This window comes from Rhodococcus sp. WWJCD1, from assembly GCF_002258735.1.
Taxonomy (GTDB): Bacteria; Actinomycetota; Actinomycetes; order Mycobacteriales; family Mycobacteriaceae; genus Rhodococcoides.
Window position 1 is genome coordinate 109,946 of the sequence record NZ_NOXY01000032.1, and the last position, 17,364, is coordinate 127,309.

Sequence of the window (17,364 nt, forward strand, 5' to 3'; positions counted from 1 at the left end):
GCTGAGGCGCGTCGTACTAAGATTTCTGGGCGCGACCTGGCGTTGGTTCTGCAACAGTCGTTGCACTTCGAAGTACGCGCTAGTTGCTTGCTGTTGCAGTGCACTGCAATCATGCGCGACCAGGCTCTTCTGATGCAATCGGCCGGCCGATATCGTAGTGAGGGTGCAACAGTTTTCGTTAGGGTTTTCGGGCAGGCCCCAGTTTGGTCGTTTCGCCCAATTCCGGCGGACTGTCAAGGCGCTAGGTCCTGAGCCTTGGCGTTGTCGCGTCTTTACCGCGGTAAAGGCTGATCTCTCACCGCAAGGTGATGATTCAGTAAATGCGAGTGGGTGGTGGGGTGATGTGGGCTCCAGTGAGGCCTTGAGTTTCATTTCTTGTCGGCAGTTAGTTTCAGCCATCTCGTAGGACCTTGGTTTGGCCGGCAACGCCTTGCGGCGGATTTACGTAGGGTGAATCGCGATAGTTCGCGCCGAAGTAAGACCGGGGGGCAGGATGTCGCGACCCCACCCAATTTCGTCACTGTGACGAAAAGCGTCGCACCCACAAGCGTCGGGATCTGCCCGATTTGCAGTCGAAGTTCCGGGTTTTTTGGCGGTGCGCATTCGAAGGCCGGCCGAAGGTGGCGGCGGGCCTTTGATAGACAATATTCAATCGAATCCGCTTTAACGAGGCTGGCGTGTGCTGGGGAACTTCCTGTTGAGTGCATTTGCTTGAGTTAAATCGTGGATGCGCTTGATGCGCTGGGGGACCGGGGCCTGCAGAGCCTGGAGTCCGGGTGACCCGTTCCATATCTTGGCGACCTTTACCGCGGTAAAGATTGAATTTGACCTTGGAGTGGTACAGAGCTGCACCCTTGCGTCGAGCTCTCTTCGTGTTGCCGTTCGAGCGCGCCCTTCGAGGCAGGCTTCAGTGCTATGCCTCGCTCAGGCCGAGTGCGACGCTGGCAAGGCTGCATCCTGACATCGATGGAGCGAACATAATCGCGCTCCTATGGGATTGGGGCAACAGGTGAGTCGAATCGTGGGCTGGCACCAATGGTCCAGGCTCTGTGTCCTCTAAGGAGAAGCGCTTCGTAGGAGGGAACGGATGAAGGTGTGTCAGGGTCTGGACGAACGAACATCTTCACGCCGGTGGCGCGGAGCAGCATCAATGCTTGCTGTTCGAGTTCGTGGACCCGATTGCGGGGCCTGGTCGGTGTTCCCAACGCTGTGAGCAGTGCGAGGTAGAACCGGCCGGGTGACGGGTCCGGGGGCATCTGCATGCACAACACCGGTATCTGCTCGCGGTCGGACAAGCTGATCGGCGGATGAGTGCGCCGGAACTTTTCGATGATCATCGACTTGCCGTTGTTCGTCGGACCGAGCAACAGTAGGTTCGGCATACGCTGTCGGTCCGGCCACGACAGCAACGTCTCCAGATGGTCGATGACCGTGGCGATCACCTCATCGGTGCTCACGCGCACTCTGTACCTCGGTCCCACCGAGCGGCGCCGCCAGTTCGAGCGCCACCTCGCGTGAACGCGCGGCTCGCGGCGATGCCCGATGATGCGTACGTTCGCCCGTGGCCGCTGCATCCGCAGCCACTGCCAGGTGAGGCCCTCTCGTCCCACCGCGGGCTCGGCCACGACACCCCGTGTGGCCACGAGATGGTGCGCGCCACCCTCGCCGGTATCCAGGTATCGGTCGCGTAATAGTCAGTGAGATAACCGATTTCGGGTGTACTGTAATGCGCTTCATGCCGTACTGTTGGGGGCAGCGGGAAGGCCAGGTTCTTCTCAGAGCACTTGCAGGCGAACGCTTTTCCCGACATGACCAGATGGTCGGTGCACCCAGGTCCCGTCGCCGTGCCGATCGACCGGTGGGGCCACATGCCGTTCCCCGCACAGTCGATGTCCCCGGCAGGGGTCGGATGGATCGTCGATGCCCATCGCACTGGGCAGCCGCCTCGACACGACCCACGACCGCCTCGGTCGCTGCTCCTCGGTGATCGCGCGCTGGAAGCGGACATGACCGGCTCGCCGCCGCAACCCGTTGCAGCTGCACTGGACTCGGACTACTACCGAATCGGTATCGATGCCCGCCGCCGTGCCCACACCGATCTGGCCGATGTGTCCGACATAACCGATGATCTCGAGCATCGGATCGAGAATCTGTTGCAACGCACCCTCGAACTGCTCGATGGCGCGCCGAAACCAGAAGCGCAACCACACATCGAGTGGGTCGGGTGAACAGTGATCGACAAGAACGATACGGCCATGCCGTGAATGCGTACGCCGGCGTCAGAGAGTTCTGCTACGGGGTCATCCCGCCGCGGGACCTCGCTTCTTGATCGAGCGCGCGCGATCGACAGCTTCGATGTCCGCGTTGATGGTTCGGCGACGTTTCCTCAGAGTCAGTGCCGACAGCGGCAGGCTTGCGGCAAGTGCGGCGAGTAGTACCAATACGAAGGGAATGTCGAGGGTCGTCAGCGCGTCGACGGCCAAGATCACGCCTGCAGCGACGCACACGAGTATCAGCCGTACGCCGTTGTAGGCCAGCACATGAAAGACGAGCTGCCCCTGGGGGGTTGCGGGTGTGCGGATCAGTGGCATCGGCCGTCCTGTCGTGCGTAGTTGTGCGGGCGTCACCGTAGGGTGCGGGGCCGGGTTTCGGTGCCGATCTGCTTGAGGAAATCGTTGTAGGCGTTCAGTTCGCTGTATCCGTCTTCTTCGGCGTGGCGATCCGCGACGGCCGATTCCTCTTTTTCGTCTCGGTTCCATCGAATGCAGAAGATGAGCACCACCAGCAGGGCCACCGGCTCACCGTAGGACCATGCCAGCGCCCCGGCGAGTTTCTGATCAGCTATCGGATCGACACCCCACTGCGGGGGAGGGGAGGCGAACGTGGCGAGCATGGGGGTGCTCGACATCATCAGGATGACACCGAAGAACACATGCAGCGGCATCTCGACGAACAGGTCGAACATACGGCCCAGATTGCTCTGCCGAACAGGGAGGGGGCCGACGGCGAGCACAGGGATGATGAACAGCAGCCCGCTGGCGAAGAAGAAGATCTCCATCGATACGTGCCCGATCTCGCTGACGGCGAGAACATCGAAGATCGACGACAGATACAGACCGTAATAGCTGAAGAGGAACAACGGAATCGTCAGCCCGGGGTGAAGCGCGATGCGCCCGGCGCGGCTACGCAACCCCGTCAGCGCCGCGATCAGTACCCACCGCCCGGTTCCGTGATGAGCGGTGGCACGCAACAAAAGTCGTCCGGGCGAACCCACCACCAACAACGGTGGGATGGTCATCGACAACGTCAGATGCTGGAACATGAAGACGCTGAACAGGCTGTAACCGTAGCGTTCGACCTGCAGTCCGGTCACCAGGACCAGCGCCGCGCAGCCGAGCAGAAAACTCGCACTCCGCCACCGTGACCACGCGATACCTCGACCGCGGACCCGGTAGAGCCCCCAGCAGTACAGCCCGGCCATGACGATGCCGGCGATCGGCAGGATCGGGAGCGGCGGTACATCGAAGCTCAGCAACGCTGCCAGCGTCGGCGGGCCTTCCGGGGGAGTTACTGCGGCGATGTTCATCGGGACCCTGTCATTGCTTGTCCTTGCCTCGGATCACCAACGTCAGGGCGATGGCAGCGAGACCGAGGACAGTCAGGCCCACGATGGAGAGCAGCATCATGGTGTTCTGTTTCGGTGGCCGGTCTTCGCTGGCGGACGGGTTGTTCGGATCGTAGGCCTGCGTCGGCGTGGTCGAGGGAGCCGGCGAGGTCGAACGTGCAGCGCTCTGCGATTGCTGTGCAGCAGCGTCCGGGCGGGTGGCGGTCTCTGCGACGTCGACCGAAAAGCCGTACGACCCGGTGATCGGGTGCCCGTCCGCGGAGGTGACGCGGTAGCCGACGGTGTACTGCCCGTTGGGTAGGCCGTCCTCGAGCAGGACCGATACGTCGGGGCCCTCGACCGTGGCCGTACCCTGCGTCCACTGAGTATCGCCAGGACCTACCACGCTGATGGTCGCGAACGATTCGTTGATGTCCTGGTTGAACACCAGACCCACACCGATAGGCGCGAAGTCGAGGGTGGCATCGGCGGGCGGGTCGGAGCTGACCAGTTCACTGTGCGCCGACGCCGGGGCCGCCCCGAACAGTGCTGTGCCGCACATGAGCACGGCGATCAGCATCCATCGTTTCACGTTCGGTTCTCCTCTGGTCGTACTGATTCTCTTTACTACTATGCGCAATAGTAGTAAGGGGGTGTGAGCCTACGGGGATCGGTCGACCGTGTTACTTGTCGACGTCCGGCCGTTTCGATATATCCGGCCCGGCGATGGCTTCGGTGATCACTTCCGAAGGCGCGATCGAATCGGCGTGCGGGCCACCGACGTGCTGCTCGGCGCGGATGCGTTCGACCATGTGCGGATAGTGCAGCTCGAATGCCGGCCGCTCGGAGCGGATCCGGGGCATCTCGGTGAAGTTGTGCCGCGGTGGTGGGCAACTGGTCGCCCACTCGAGGGAGTTACCGAATCCCCAGGGGTCGTCGACGGTGACCACTTCGCCGTAGCGGTAGCTCTTGAAGACGTTCCAGATGAACGGAAGTGTCGAGGCCCCGAGGACGAACGATCCCACGGTCGAGATCTGGTTGAGGGTGGTGAATCCGTCGGAGGGGAGGTAGTCGGCGTAGCGGCGCGGCATTCCTTGCGCTCCGAGCCAGTGCTGGACGAGGAAGGTGGCGTGGAATCCGAGGAACGTCATCCAGAAGTGCCACTTGCCCAGTCGTTCGTCGAGCATGCGGCCGGTCATCTTGGGGAACCAGAAGTAGATGCCGGCGTAGGTCGCGAACACGACCGTTCCGAACACAACGTAGTGGAAGTGCGCGACGACGAAGTAGGTGTCGGTGACGTTGAAGTCGATGGGCGGGCTCGCCAGCAGCACCCCGGACAGTCCACCGAAGACGAACGTGATCAGGAATCCGATAGAGAAGAGCATGGGGGATTCGAGGGTGACCTGGCCGCGCCACATGGTGCCGATCCAGTTGAAGATCTTCACGCCGGTCGGCACGGCGATGAGGAAGGTCATGAACGAGAAGAACGGCAGCAGCACGGCACCGGTGGCGTACATGTGGTGCGCCCACACCGCGATGGACAAGGCGGCGATGCCGACGGTGGCGTAGATCAGGCCCTTGTACCCGAAGATGGGTTTGCGGGAGAAGACCGGGAAGATCTCCGAGACGATTCCGAAGAACGGTAGCGCGATGATGTAGACCTCGGGGTGTCCGAAGAACCAGAACAGGTGCTGCCAGAGCAACGCTCCGCCGTTGGCGGGATCGAAGATGTGGGTGCCGAGTTTGCGGTCGGCGAGCAGGCCCATCAGTGCTGCGGTCAGCAGTGGGAACGCCAGCAGGATCAGGATCGAGGTCACCAGTATGTTCCAGGTGAAGATCGGTAGCCGGAACATCGTCATTCCCGGTGCGCGCAGGCACACCACGGTGGTGACCATGTTGACCCCGCCCAGGATGGTGCCCAGGCCCGCGATGAGCAGACCCACGATCCACAGGTCGGATCCGATACCGGGGGAGTAGACGGCGCTGCTCAACGGGGTATACGCGGTCCAGCCGAAGTCTGCGGCACCGCCGGGGCTGATGAACCCTGCGGTGGTGACCAGTGCACCGAACAGGTACAGCCAGTAGCTGAAGGCATTGAGCCGGGGGAAGGCGACATCGGGTGCGCCGATCTGCAGCGGCAGGATGTAGTTGCCGAAGCCGAAGACGATCGGGGTGGCGTAGAGCAGCAGCATGATCGTGCCGTGCATGGTGAAGAGCTGGTTGTACTGCTCGTTGGAGAGGAACTGCATTCCCGGGACCGCGAGCTCGGAGCGCATGATCAACGCCATCAGGCCACCGACGAGAAAGAACCCGAACGAGGTCACCAGGTACATCAGTCCGATGACCTTCGGATCGGTGGTGGTGACCATGGTGCGCAGGAATGATCCCTTGCGGGCCCCGCGGGGTGGATAGGGGCGGACCGCCGGCGCAGCCGGAGGAGATGTCAGCGCCGTCATGGAACCACCTTCGTGTCGCACGCGAATTACAGGACGCGTCCGTCAGCTTAGCCTAAATACTATGCAGCATAGTATTTAGGGGTGGTTCAAGTCAGCAGAACCGCGCACGCTGCGGCGGAGACCGCACTGAGGGTGAGGATTGCCATGGCGGCCGGCACCACGAGCGGCAGCACGGCGGCGGCAGCGTACGCGCCTGCCCCGGTTCGGCTCGGCGTGTGCGCGCTCGTGTCGAGGTGATGCAACCGCTCGGCGGTCGATTCCCCGATCAGGCCCAACGCCCACAGTGGACGCGCCGAATGCGCCTGCGAGACCGTCGACAAGGCCGAACGCACGGTGTCGGCGCTGGTGACCGCGGCCGCGGACCGGTCCGCGGCGACCTCGACCAGAACCCGCACCGCTGCAGGTGCTGCGGCGAACAGAGGAACGCGAGGAAGTGCTTTAGCCAGGATCTCGCAGATGTTGACGATGCGGTGGTGGTGCCCGCGCAAGTGGGCACGTTCGTGTGCGATCACTGCCCGCTGTTGATCGGGATCGAGATGGGCGAGCAGGCCTTCGGTGGCCACGACGTAACCCGGGCGACCGTCGATGCTGTAGGCCAGCGGGAGCGGGTGGTCGAGCCACATGATCGGTTCGGGTCCGGGGTCCGTGCGCGCCACGACGGCGATGACATCGCGGTGATAGTCGCGGACTTTGGACCGGGCTCGAAGCTGACGGCGAGTCGAGCGCAGGACGCGCGCCGACGCCGATACCGCGAGGACGACCGATGCTCCGGCGACCGCTTCGCCGATCCACGGCTGGGCCGCGTGTTGCAGCGATCCCAGGCAGCGGACGGCAAGTTCGACCATGCCCTCGGCGGGCGCATGGCCGGGCCAGAGCAACACGGTCACCGCGGATCCCACGAGGAACAGCACCCCGGCGATGCTGCCGATCCATGCGGTCAAGGCGAGAGTGGGGCTCACGGTGCGGGTGAGTGAGGTCAGCGGCTGCGGCAGGGCGACGGCCGCGATGATCGCCGCGAGGAGCAACACCAGCGCGACGATCACCGGTTCACGTCCGGCAGGTTCCCCCGCAGGGCGTCGAGTTCGTCGTCGGTGACGGTTTTCGCGAAATGCATCAGCACGGCGGCCGAGTCGGTGCTGGTGTCGAGGATTTCGCGCAGCGCTTGCGAGGTGGCCTCCGCGCGCGACTGCACCGGGGAGTAGAGGTACGCGCGTGACTGCTTGGTCCGCTCGACCCACCCTTTCTCGTGGAGATGGGTCACGACGGTCAGGATCGTGGTGTAGGCGGGGTTTCTGCCGGCCATGCGCTCGCGCAGGTCGTGGACCGACTGCGGTCGATCACATTCCCAGAGCACGTTCATCACCTCCGCTTCGAGATCACCGAGCCTTTTCATCGCCAGTTCTTCTTTCCTCGTCGTGTCAGGTGATATCGACTCCGCGTGCCGACAGCCACGCCGCCGGGTCGGACTTGGCACCGTCGGGTTGCCACACTTCGTAATGCAGGTGGGGTCCGGTGGATTGGCCTCGGTTGCCTACCGTAGCAATGAGCTCGCCGGCTTTCACGCGTTGACCGGCGGTGACGAGCGCCTGGTCTATGTGGCCGTACACCCCGATCGTGCCGTCGTCCTGACGAATACGAACCCACAGGCCGAACCCTTGCGCCGGCCCTGCTTCGATGACCTCACCGTCGGTCACCGATACGATCGGCGTCCCGATCGTATTGGCGATGTCGAGTCCGTAATGCGTTGTCCCCCAACGTGGCCCAGAACTGGAGGTCAATGTTCCCGACACCGGCACCACCGAGAGCGGGCGCCGCGCCTCGGCATCGCGTGCAGCGCGCTCCGCCGCCCGAACTCCCCCCTCGGCGAGTTGCTCGGTCATGCGCTGCGCGACCCGACCGACGTCGAGATCGGGCAACTGCAACACCTGCGGGGGTGAGGCAACGACCGGGCTCGGCGGCAGGACGCCGGCGGGAGGTCGATCGATACTCGCAGCGCTGAGTGCCACACTGTCCTGCGACCCGGTATTCGGAGACGTCGCTGCCGCGGAAAGAAAGGCACCGACCGCGACCGACGCAGCGATGGCGCGGCCACCCGGCTTCGGCACCCGGCGGCGATGAAGTCCGCGGCGAGCACTTCGAAGTCCGCGGCGAGCACTTCGCGACACGGGCTGGACTACATCGCGGTCACCCTCGCCGTGCGTCGTCTCGTCCGGACCGGCCACGTGCGCCGCCCACATCGACGCGGTAGTGTCCGCGCCCGCGGTGTCCCAGGCGGCGCTGACCGCGTGAGCAGGTCCATCCGGTGCGGGCGTCTGCGCCGAGGGCGTGCGCTCGTCCTCCGACCGGTTATCGGAGTACCCGGCATCGGCGGGCGACTCGGTCACGAAACGCGAGGGTGCGAACTCGGCCCGTCGATGACGGGGGCGATCGGTGAGCGCCAGCGTCCTGGTGCCGACGGGCATCGAGATCACGCCGCCGCGCGCCGGCGCTGCGCAGTCGTCGTCGATCGGATCGGGTGTGCGGTGTCGGGCCAAGATCACAATCCTTGGTGGCTACGAGGCCGAGGCCTCGCTCGAGATAACGAAATGGTGACGGTCAGGCCACAGGTTACTACTATCAAGCATAGTTTTTCCATCCCACTCGACCCGGATTCACCCATAACGCTGGTCACGGTCCTCGGAGGACATCCCGCGGGCAACGGCGACCCTGACCGAGAACGGATTCCTCGGGTATCAGGGGTGGTCCCGCCGAGAGGACAGGCCACCGAGCATGGTGTTGTACGCCTCGAGTTCGGTATCACCTTGATCGTCGACTCGGCGATCTCGTTGCCGTGCCGCGCTCTCGTCGGCCGTCGACCACCGGACCGCGGCGAGAACCGCGGCAGCGAGCAACGGCAACTCGCCGATACCCCACGCCAGAGTGCCGCCGCGCCGCTGGTCGGCCAGCAGGTCTGCGTTCCAGTCCAGACGCAGTCCGCTGTAGAAGCTCGCTCCGAGCGCGGTCTCGAGATCGATCGTCACGACGAGGAAGAATGCGAACCCGGCCAACGCGGTGATACTCGCGAGCAACTTCGTCAGTCCCGCGATCGGTCTCGGTACCGGGTCTTCGCCGACCGTGCCCCAGAACATCACCATCCCGACGGTCAGGAACCAGCCCTTCATCACCATGTGTGCCACATGCGAGTCGGCGACGGTGTCGAACACTCCGCCGGGGTAGAGCAGGTAGAAGCTGCTCAGGAACACCGTGGTGCTGACCCACGGGTGGATCGCGATCCGGGCTGCTCGGCTGTGCCATGCAGCCCGGAGCCATTCGCGCGAACCCGGTACCTCGGCTGCCGGCGCGGTCGGCAGGACCGAGGCGACCAAGGTGGCCGGTCGGCCGAGGACCAACAGCAGCGGCACGGCGATGGCGACCGCGGTCAGTCCCGCCATGTGCACGCTGAACATCGCCGGGCTGTAGAGCCCGACCCCGGACGAGGTCGCCACGAGCAGCACCGCAGTGCCCGTCAACCAGCTCGCTGTCCACCGCCTCCGCCATGGCAGGCCTGCTCGCCGGCGGCGCCGCACGGCCACCAGGTAGAGGACGGCCGCGATCACCGCCGCGGAGCCGAACACCAGGTCGAAACGCCACTCGAACGCCAACCGCGCAGCGGTGGGCGGGCCGTCCAACACGTAGCCCAAGGCCTCTTCGTGCGCCTGAGGTAGCGAGGCGTCCTGCGGCGGGGGCGGGGGAGTGCGGCCGAGTGCGACCGCCAGGCCCACTGTGGTGACGAGAACGAGGGTCTCGATCATCGACAACGTGATCAGGGATCTGCGGTTCTCGGGATCGTGAGCCAGAGCGCCGACCGTTCGTCGTCGCTGTATCCACCCGAGGGTCCCCACGATCGCCAGGGCTGCGATCTTCGCCAGTATCAGAGCGCCGTACGTCGAATCCCACAGCGACGTCACGGGTACTCGCACGGCAGCGTTGACCACTCCGGAGACCGCCATGATCACGAACGCAACCAGAGCGAGCGTCGAGTAGCGGCGGGTCGCGACGGCAAGGTGTCCACCCCCGCGCAGCGTATGAGCGAGAAGTGCGAGGAGTCCGCCCACCCACAGTGCGGCAGCGAGGATGTGCAGAATCAACGAGTTCGTCGCGATGTCGTGATTGCCGCCGGTCGAGGAGTGGCCGGTGACCGCGCGCGGGATCAACGCGAGCATCGACAGGGCGAACAAGGCGGGGGTCCACCGATGCCGCAACACCGCCGCGCATGCTGCGGCGGTGATCGCCGCGACCGCAGAGGTGATGGCCCATGCAGTGGAGGCTTCGACATCGCCGATCGCACCGAGGAACTGCACCGGTTGCGCCGCAACGGATCCGACAGGTTGACCCGACGCGTCCGAGAGCGTCAGCGGCACCAACGCCGCCGCGCACGCCGCCCACACTGCGGAGGCCTTCGCCGCGGTGCGGACGGCTACGTACCCGTCGATGTCGAGCACACCCGACCTCTGAGGCGGAACGAGAAATGCCGCGAGGAGCAGCGACCCCGCCGCCACGACGGCAGCCACCTCGCCGATCGCGGTCAGTGCCGGGATCCCGAACGTGGTGACCGGGCCGGGATCGGGCAGACCCAACAGGACGAGCGCTTGGGACGTCGACATCGCGGCGAGCAGTGCAGCGACCACCGCGGCAATCACCGCGCACAGCAACATCACCTGCGATCCGGAGCGTCGATCCACTGCGCCGCGGGTCGAGCGGGCCGCTTCGGTGGCCATGGTGTCCGCCTCTTCCCGGTGGATCGTGTTTCCGGCATGGGCGCGAGGCAGTCCGACCTGCGCCGACAATGAACTACTACGAATGATAGTTGTACGGGTCCGGGCAGCCGCCGCCGGACGATCCTTCAACACTTGCACATATGCGCATATCGCAATATGTTGTCGTTCTACGGACCGGACACGACGAAGGAGCAACGATGGGGCACGGACACGGCCATGGGATCGAGCCGGGTTCACCGGCCAGCGCGTCCGGAAAACACCTGGGCCGACTGTGGATCGCTGTCGGCCTGGGGGCGGTCACCCTCGTGACGCAGGTCGTGGTCGGCCTGTCCACCTCGTCGCTGGCCCTGCTCTCCGATTCCGCACACGTGTTCACCGACGTGTTCGGGATACTGATGGCGATCGTGGCGATCACACTCGCGCAGCGACAATCGACCAAGGCTGCCCGCACGTTCGGGCTCTACCGAGCCGAGGTGTTCGCCGCATTGTTCAATGCACTTCTGCTGTTCGGTGTGGCCGGTTGGATTCTTTACGAAGCAGCGCAACGCATCTCGAATCCGCCCGAGGTCCCCGGCGTCCCGGTGATGGCGGTGGCCACCCTCGGGCTCGTGATGAACCTCATCGCGTTCGTCCTGCTGCGCAGCGGTGCCAAGGACAGCCTCAACGTTCGGGGTGCGTATCTCGAGGTGATGGCGGACATGCTCGGCTCGATCGGCGTACTCGTCAGCGGGCTGGTCACCGTTCTGTTCGGATGGCGGTACGCCGATCCGGTCATCGCGGTCGCCATCGGAGTGTTCGTCCTGCCGCGCGCGTTCAACCTGGGCCGTCACGCCGTGCGGATACTGCTGCAGCACGCCCCGTCGGGCATCGACGTGGCAGCGGTCGAGAAGTCGTTGGCCGCCGTCGAGGGTGTCGAGGACGTGCACGACCTGCACATCTGGACCCTGACGTCCGGGATGGAGGTCGCGTCGGCGCATTTGACCGTGACCCCGGGTACCGCCTCACCGCCGGTGCTCGCTGCCGCTCAACAGGTCCTTCTCGATCAGTACAGTCTCGAACACGCCACGCTGCAGGTCGAACCTCGACGTGGTGAGGGTCGATGTCGGGAAGTGGCGTGGTGACAGGGAGCAGTCGAGGTCTTCGAAGTGGGTGAGGCGGGGTCGTGCGAACCCGCCGGCTCGGGTCACGCGGGGTCGTGAGATGGATCTGCGCGGCGCGGTCGGTGGTCCACAGGGACGTCCGTAGGGAGCACTGCACCGGCGACACGGCGAAGGAGCCGCAGACGGTGAGGTCCACGGTCAGGTGTGCGCGGCCGCCGAATCGGAACCGGGCTGCCTCTCGGCTGTATCCCGCACGAACACCGACGCACCGATCAGCACTACGACACCGCTGGTGATGTAGACATCGGCGAGGTTGAACGTCGGCCACCATCCAGTGTGGAAGTAGTCCGTGACCGCACCATCGACAAGCCGGTCGAGAACGTTGGACAGGGCACCGGCGAGGATCAGTGCCAGCGCTGCCGTTGTCCACTGCTCCCCGTGCCGAGCGCTGTGCCATCCGTAGGCCGCGACCCCGGCGGTGATCGTCGCCGTGACCGACACGATCACCCATAGAGGCAGCGAATCGCCCAGGCTGAAGGCCATTCCGCGGTTGAAGGCGAGTCGCAGTTCGATGACCGGTAGTGCGATCGGAGAGCCGGGCAACGCTTGTTGCGCCCAGTAGTCGACGGTCAGCGCGGTAGCGACCAATGTCAGCACGAGAGTCACTGTGTAAGCACGCACTCGCGTGGGAGACGTGGTGGGGGAGCGGTTCACGGATCCTCGTTCTCGGGTGTACCTCGGACGGGTGTTGCGCGTCGACGGCATGGGATCGGTCTCCACCGCAGAGTTGCCATAGCTTTAAATACTATGCAACATAGTAATTGATGAACGGCAGAGACTGCTCCGGTACCGGCTGCACGCGCGTGCCGTCATGAGGGCGGCTCCCGACATCGAACCCGGACCTCGACCTCTCGTCTACGACCCGAGCCGGGCGCGGTGGGTGACCGGCAGCAACGGAGTCCGCGCCTGGATCCGGCTCTTCGCCGCCGCGTGGTCCGGGCTGATGTTGTACGCCACGTTCCCTCCCATCGATCTGTGGTTTCTCGCTCCGGTAGCAATTGCAATGCTGCTGTTGGCTGTGCGTGGGCGAGGGACGCGTGCGGGGGCCGGCTTCGTCGCCGGCTCGGCGTTCTTCGTGCCTCTGCTGCCGTGGGTGGGGGAGTACGTCGGATCGGTGCCGTGGCTGGCGCTGGCCGTCGTTCAAGCCCTCTTCGTGGCGATGTTCGGCGCGGTAGCGGATCGGATGTCCCGACTGCCGTGGGCGCCGGTCTGGGTGGCGAGCGCCTGGGTGGCGATCGAAGCTGCGCGCTCACGTGTCCCGTTCGGCGGATTCCCCTGGGGCCGCATCGCATTCGGTCAATCCGACGGTCCGCTGCTGCCTCTGGCTGCGTTGATCGGCGCGCCGGGGTTGTCGTTCGTCGTGGTGCTGATCGGGTCCGCTCTGGCCGGTGCCATCGCTTCCGATCGCATCACCCGCAGAACTGCAGCAGCGTCGTGCATCGGTGCGGCCACTGCTGTAGGGGCGCTCACGGTGGTAGCTCCACTGTTCGCTCCGCCGCCGCAGGACACGGTCACCGTCGCCTTGGTGCAAGGCAACGTCCCGCGGCTCGGTCTCGACTTCAACGCCCAACGACGAGCAGTGCTCGACAATCACGTTCAGCGCACCATCGAGCTCGCCGACGACATCGACTCCGGCCGCGTGCGCGCACCCGATCTGGTCGTCTGGCCGGAGAACTCCTCCGACATCGATCCCCTGCGCAACCCCGATGCCGCCGCACGAATCGACGCCGCAGCCCGCGCCGTCGGAGTCCCCGTACTCGTCGGCACAGTACTGCGCCGAGACGATGGCACCACGAGCAACACCTCGATCGTGTGGGATCCTGTCACCGGCCCAGGGCAGATGCACGACAAACGTCGACTGGTGCCGTTCGGCGAATACCTGCCGATGCGCACGATCGTCACCGCACTCTCTCCCTACGCCGCCCAAGCAGGACGCTTCGTTCCGGGTCAGGGCAACGGCGTCCTCGACCTCGCCGGAGTGCCCGTCGCGGTGGCCACCTGCTACGAGGTCGCCTTCGATGCATTGCTCACCGACTCCGTTCGCGCCGGTGCCCAGCTGATCGCAGTGCCGACCAACAACGCCACCTTCGGACGCACGAACATGACCTACCAACAACTCGCCATGTCGCGGGTACGAGCGGTCGAACACGGGCGCAGCGTCGTCGTTTCGGCCACCAGCGGCGTCAGCGCCGTCATCGATGCACGCGGGGAGGTCGTCGAGCGCACGGAGCTGTTCACCCCCGCAGCTGTCGTCACCGAGGTGTCACTGAGCACCACGCTCACCCCGGCGACGATCACCGGCAGCGTTCCGGAATGGATTGCCGCCACCGGCGCTGTTGCGGCACTGGCGTTCTCGCTGCTGCGCCGACCACGCTCCACCACACCGAACCCATCAACTACTATGTCGCGTAGTATTTAGATGGTGGTCGGTGACGGGCGTGCGGAGATGACGATCGAGGAACACCCCGGTGTGCACTCGCCGGGACTGGTGCGCAGAACGGTGGCGATGCTGCGCAACCGGTGGCGACAACTGACGTCGATGCGTACAGCGCTGGTGCTGCTGTTTTTCCTCGCCGCCGCAGCAATCCCCGGCGCATTGCTGCCGCAGCGCAATCTCAATACCCAGGCCGTCGATGCCTACATCGCCGCGCGCCCGGCTCTCGGGCCGGTGATGGACACACTGGAATTGTTCGACGTGTTCGCAAGTTCCTGGTTCACCGCGATCTACGTCCTGCTGTTCGTGTCTCTGATCGGCTGTCTGACTCCCCGGTTGATCGAGCACGGCAAAGCTCTTCGCGCACAACCTGTTCGAGTACCCCGAAATCTCACTCGACTACCGTTGCATCATTCGGGCACCCTCGCCGGTGACCCCGAGAAGGTGCTTGCCGACATCGCGCCGCACTTGAAAGGGTGGCGTACCGTCGTTCGACCCGAGCCCGATGGGGCACTGACTCTCTCGGCCGAGAAGGGCTATACCCGCGAGGCCGGGAACTTGCTCTTCCACTTCTCGCTGATCGGTCTGCTCGCCGCTATCGCCATCGGCAAACTGTTCGGCTACGAAGGCTCGGTCATCGTCATCGCCGACAACGGACCCGGTTTCTGCAACACCTCTCCCGCCGTCTACGACTCCTTCCGCGCCGGCAACAGCACCGACGGCACCGGACTCGAGCCGTTCTGTATCCGGGTCAAGGACTTCACCGCCGATTATCTCGAGAACGGTCAGGCCGAGATGTTCACCTCGAACATCTCCTACCAGAGCGCCGACGACATCGCCGCCGACACCTGGCGCGATTATCAGCTCAAAGTCAACGAACCCCTCCGGCTCGGCGACGAACGCATCTACCTCACCGGACACGGCTATGCCCCCGAGTTCACCGTCACCTTCCCCGACGGCCAGACCCGCACCGAAGCCCTGCAGTTCCGCCCCGACGACGCCACCACGTTCCTCAGCAGCGGCGCGCTGCGATTCGACCCACCCGGGGGGACCTACCCCACCGCCGACGAACGCCGCCGCGGGCAGATCGCCATCGAAGGACTCTTCGCGCCCACCGCGCAATTCAACGGAAATCTGCTCTCCTCCCGCTTCCCGGAATTGGTCGATCCCGCTGTGGCAGTGGACATCTACAAGGGCGACACCGGTCTCGACACCGGCATCCCGCAGTCGATCTTCTCCCTGGACCAGGAGATGATCAACCAGGGCCGGCTGGTCAAGCAGGACCGGGTCAACCTGCGGCCCGGAGAATCGACAACCCTCTCCGACGGCACTCTCGTCCGGTTCGACGGTGCCAAGGAATTCGCGAACCTGCAGGTCGGATACGACCCCGCGCAGCGGTGGGTCCTCGTGTTCGCCATCACGATGATGACCGGACTACTGATCTCCCTGGTGATCACACGCCGCCGCGTCTGGTTCCGGGCCCACCTTGGCGAACACGGCCTCTCGCGAGTGGACATGGGCGGCCTGGCTCGCACCGATCACGCCGGCTGGGGACCCGAATTCCAGACCCTCCGGTCACAGATCTGGCCGCAGATAGCCCCGAGCGACTCCGAGACCCACGACAGAGAAACGGTGTAGCACCATGCCGATCGACGACACCCTCGCCCGTTGGAGCGACATCAGCTTCGAGACCGCCTTCGTGGTCTATCTCCTCGCCGCAATCGCATTCCTCGGTCAGCTCGCGACGACCCGTAGCGCGGCGCTGCACAATATGGAGCGACTGCGCACGCGGGTGATCGCAGCGACATCGACGACGCCCGGACGCATTCCCGACGCACCCCGGCGGGTTCCGTCCGAACGTCTGGGCCGTACCGGAGCCGGGCTGGTGATGGTGGCGCTGACGTTGCATGTCGGGTCGATCGTTCTTCGCGGGATCGCCGCCGGCAGGCCGCCGTGGGGCAACATGTACGAATTCGTCTCGGTCACCTGCGCGGCCGGTGTACTGGCTGCACTGGTGGTGCTGCGCTCCAAGCAGCTGCGCACCCTGTGGTTGTTCGTCCTGGTACCGACGTTGATCCTCCTGTTCGTCGCCGGCACCGTGCTGTACGCCGACGCAGCACCGGTGGTACCGGCACTGCAGTCGTACTGGCTGCCGGTGCACGTCTCGATCGTCTCGCTCGGCAGCGGGGTGTTCTTGATCTCCGGGGTTGCAAGCGCGCTGTTCCTGATCCGCATGAAGCATCCCGAGGCCTCGGGGAGCAGAATGAGCCGAATCGTCGCCCGTCTGCCCTCCGCGCAGACACTGGACATCCTGGCGTACAAGACCACGATCTTCGCATTTCCACTCTTCGGCGTCGGCGTCATCCTCGGCGCCATTTGGGCCGAAGCCGCATGGGGCCGATTCTGGGGCTGGGACCCGAAAGAAACGGTCTCCTTCATCACCTGGATCGTCTACGCCTCCTACCTGCACGCCCGCGCCACCAGCGGATGGCGCAACACCCGCGCAGCATGGATCAACATCGCCGGATTCGTGGCGATGCTGTTCAACCTGTTCATCATCAACATGGTCGTCTCAGGCCTACACTCCTACGCAGGCCTGAACTGATGACTCCCGCTACGTGCCCCCCAGCGCGTCCGCAAGGTCCCGCGGAATGGGCATCGGCGACATCAGTCCCGCCTCGACCCGGCCGGTGTTACCGGCCGGGTATCGCCCCGACCACGATCCTGGAGCAGCGACCACGATCCGAATCAACTGGCCCCAGGATTCGCGCCGATCGTGTTCTGTCACCGCAGCTTTCAACATCGCGCCGTGGTTGCGAGTATGCAACCACGGATAGGGCTGCGAGAGGATGTGTGCTCGTTCGAGGTGGTACCAGCGCACCTCTGTTGTCGATGCCCCAGCGGCTGCGGTCATGTCGATCCCGTAGAGCCTGCGTGCAGTTCGATCACCGCG

General features: G+C 64.8%; 17 protein-coding genes. 6 read left to right on the top strand and 11 right to left on the bottom strand.

Annotated features, from left to right (window positions below):
* Positions 1-989: 989 nt before the first annotated feature.
* Positions 990-1,457: a TniB family NTP-binding protein gene (locus CH286_RS25645; RefSeq protein ID WP_230598328.1), complete on the bottom strand. Its 468-nt coding sequence runs from the start codon at positions 1,455-1,457 to the stop codon at positions 990-992.
* 57 nt (positions 1,458-1,514) lie between these two features.
* Between CH286_RS25645 and CH286_RS27960 the strand changes: the two genes are divergently transcribed.
* A complete protein-coding gene (locus tag CH286_RS27960; RefSeq protein WP_155288467.1) occupies positions 1,515-1,691 on the top strand; it encodes a hypothetical protein in 177 nt (58 codons plus the stop codon).
* A 117-nt stretch (positions 1,692-1,808) separates the two neighbouring features.
* On the top strand, positions 1,809-2,228 hold the full coding sequence (locus CH286_RS25650; RefSeq protein ID WP_094650287.1) for a hypothetical protein: 420 nt from the start codon (positions 1,809-1,811) through the stop codon (positions 2,226-2,228).
* A gap of 72 nt (positions 2,229-2,300) precedes the next feature.
* On the opposite strand, the gene CH286_RS25655 is transcribed toward CH286_RS25650, so the two are convergent.
* The 8 genes from CH286_RS25655 to CH286_RS25690 all read right to left on the bottom strand — a co-directional run bounded on the left by CH286_RS25655 (position 2,301) and on the right by CH286_RS25690 (position 10,817).
* Positions 2,301-2,591 (bottom strand): DUF4229 domain-containing protein, encoded by a 291-nt coding sequence (locus tag CH286_RS25655; RefSeq protein ID WP_052053811.1) that lies wholly within the window; start codon positions 2,589-2,591, stop codon positions 2,301-2,303.
* 32 nt (positions 2,592-2,623) lie between these two features.
* Entirely contained in the window at positions 2,624-3,586 is a 963-nt protein-coding gene (locus tag CH286_RS25660) for a cytochrome c oxidase assembly protein (protein WP_032370888.1), read from the bottom strand.
* Between the two features lie 10 nt (positions 3,587-3,596).
* Positions 3,597-4,196 (bottom strand): copper resistance CopC family protein, encoded by a 600-nt coding sequence (locus CH286_RS25665; protein ID WP_141215893.1) that lies wholly within the window; start codon positions 4,194-4,196, stop codon positions 3,597-3,599.
* 91 nt (positions 4,197-4,287) lie between these two features.
* The gene (gene ctaD / locus CH286_RS25670) at positions 4,288-6,060 is read right to left on the bottom strand and encodes an aa3-type cytochrome oxidase subunit I (RefSeq protein WP_094610758.1); all 1,773 of its coding nucleotides are present in this window, start codon (positions 6,058-6,060) and stop codon (positions 4,288-4,290) included.
* A gap of 86 nt (positions 6,061-6,146) precedes the next feature.
* Positions 6,147-7,103 (bottom strand): M56 family metallopeptidase, encoded by a 957-nt coding sequence (locus tag CH286_RS25675; protein ID WP_094610759.1) that lies wholly within the window; start codon positions 7,101-7,103, stop codon positions 6,147-6,149.
* Positions 7,100-7,453 (bottom strand): BlaI/MecI/CopY family transcriptional regulator, encoded by a 354-nt coding sequence (locus CH286_RS25680; RefSeq protein ID WP_032370891.1) that lies wholly within the window; start codon positions 7,451-7,453, stop codon positions 7,100-7,102. Before CH286_RS25680 ends, CH286_RS25675 begins: the two co-directional genes overlap by 4 nt.
* A 25-nt stretch (positions 7,454-7,478) precedes the next feature.
* Entirely contained in the window at positions 7,479-8,141 is a 663-nt protein-coding gene (locus CH286_RS28305; RefSeq protein WP_255139222.1) for a M23 family metallopeptidase, read from the bottom strand.
* A gap of 651 nt (positions 8,142-8,792) precedes the next feature.
* Positions 8,793-10,817, bottom strand: a complete 2,025-nt coding sequence (locus tag CH286_RS25690) for a cytochrome c oxidase assembly protein (protein ID WP_094610813.1) — start codon at positions 10,815-10,817, stop codon at positions 8,793-8,795.
* Positions 10,818-11,014: 197 nt separating this feature from the next.
* Here CH286_RS25690 and CH286_RS25695 point away from each other — a divergent pair, with 197 nt between their 5' ends.
* Complete coding sequence (locus CH286_RS25695; protein WP_094610814.1) at positions 11,015-11,938, top strand: cation diffusion facilitator family transporter; 924 nt, start codon at positions 11,015-11,017, stop codon at positions 11,936-11,938.
* Between the two features lie 177 nt (positions 11,939-12,115).
* On the opposite strand, the gene lspA is transcribed toward CH286_RS25695, so the two are convergent.
* Positions 12,116-12,682, bottom strand: coding sequence for a signal peptidase II (gene lspA / locus CH286_RS25700; protein ID WP_255139164.1), 567 nt, complete (start codon positions 12,680-12,682; stop codon positions 12,116-12,118).
* A gap of 238 nt (positions 12,683-12,920) precedes the next feature.
* Between lspA and lnt the strand changes: the two genes are divergently transcribed.
* From lnt to ccsB, 3 genes are read left to right on the top strand one after another with little or no spacing between them, the layout of a single operon-like run.
* Complete coding sequence (gene lnt / locus CH286_RS25705) at positions 12,921-14,396, top strand: apolipoprotein N-acyltransferase (RefSeq protein ID WP_255139220.1); 1,476 nt, start codon at positions 12,921-12,923, stop codon at positions 14,394-14,396.
* Between the two features lie 27 nt (positions 14,397-14,423).
* Positions 14,424-16,049 carry a cytochrome c biogenesis protein ResB gene (gene resB / locus CH286_RS25710; RefSeq protein WP_051364853.1) on the top strand — a complete coding sequence of 542 codons (1,626 nt, stop codon included), beginning with the start codon at positions 14,424-14,426 and terminating at the stop codon, positions 16,047-16,049.
* Between the two features lie 4 nt (positions 16,050-16,053).
* Positions 16,054-17,016, top strand: coding sequence for a c-type cytochrome biogenesis protein CcsB (ccsB, locus tag CH286_RS25715; RefSeq protein WP_094610761.1), 963 nt, complete (start codon positions 16,054-16,056; stop codon positions 17,014-17,016).
* A 9-nt stretch (positions 17,017-17,025) separates the two neighbouring features.
* On the opposite strand, the gene CH286_RS25720 is transcribed toward ccsB, so the two are convergent.
* Entirely contained in the window at positions 17,026-17,325 is a 300-nt protein-coding gene (locus CH286_RS25720; protein WP_094610762.1) for a DUF3703 domain-containing protein, read from the bottom strand.
* Positions 17,326-17,364 lie beyond the last annotated feature (39 nt).

Excerpts from the sequence above, each read along its gene's own strand:
- CH286_RS25650 (WP_094650287.1), top strand. The coding sequence starts at position 1,809 with ATGACCAGATGGTCGGTGCACCCAGGTCCCGTCGCCGTGCCGATCGAC.
- resB (WP_051364853.1), top strand. The coding sequence starts at position 14,424 with ATGACGATCGAGGAACACCCCGGTGTGCACTCGCCGGGACTGGTGCGC.
- CH286_RS25660 (WP_032370888.1), bottom strand. The coding sequence starts at position 3,586 with ATGAACATCGCCGCAGTAACTCCCCCGGAAGGCCCGCCGACGCTGGCA.
- ccsB (WP_094610761.1), top strand. The coding sequence starts at position 16,054 with ATGCCGATCGACGACACCCTCGCCCGTTGGAGCGACATCAGCTTCGAG.
- CH286_RS25655 (WP_052053811.1), bottom strand. The coding sequence starts at position 2,591 with ATGCCACTGATCCGCACACCCGCAACCCCCCAGGGGCAGCTCGTCTTT.
- lnt (WP_255139220.1), top strand. The coding sequence starts at position 12,921 with ATGTTGTACGCCACGTTCCCTCCCATCGATCTGTGGTTTCTCGCTCCG.
- CH286_RS25720 (WP_094610762.1), bottom strand. The coding sequence starts at position 17,325 with ATGACCGCAGCCGCTGGGGCATCGACAACAGAGGTGCGCTGGTACCAC.
- ctaD (WP_094610758.1), bottom strand. The coding sequence starts at position 6,060 with ATGACGGCGCTGACATCTCCTCCGGCTGCGCCGGCGGTCCGCCCCTAT.
- lspA (WP_255139164.1), bottom strand. The coding sequence starts at position 12,682 with ATGCCGTCGACGCGCAACACCCGTCCGAGGTACACCCGAGAACGAGGA.
- CH286_RS25690 (WP_094610813.1), bottom strand. The coding sequence starts at position 10,817 with ATGGCCACCGAAGCGGCCCGCTCGACCCGCGGCGCAGTGGATCGACGC.
- CH286_RS25695 (WP_094610814.1), top strand. The coding sequence starts at position 11,015 with ATGGGGCACGGACACGGCCATGGGATCGAGCCGGGTTCACCGGCCAGC.
- CH286_RS25680 (WP_032370891.1), bottom strand. The coding sequence starts at position 7,453 with ATGAAAAGGCTCGGTGATCTCGAAGCGGAGGTGATGAACGTGCTCTGG.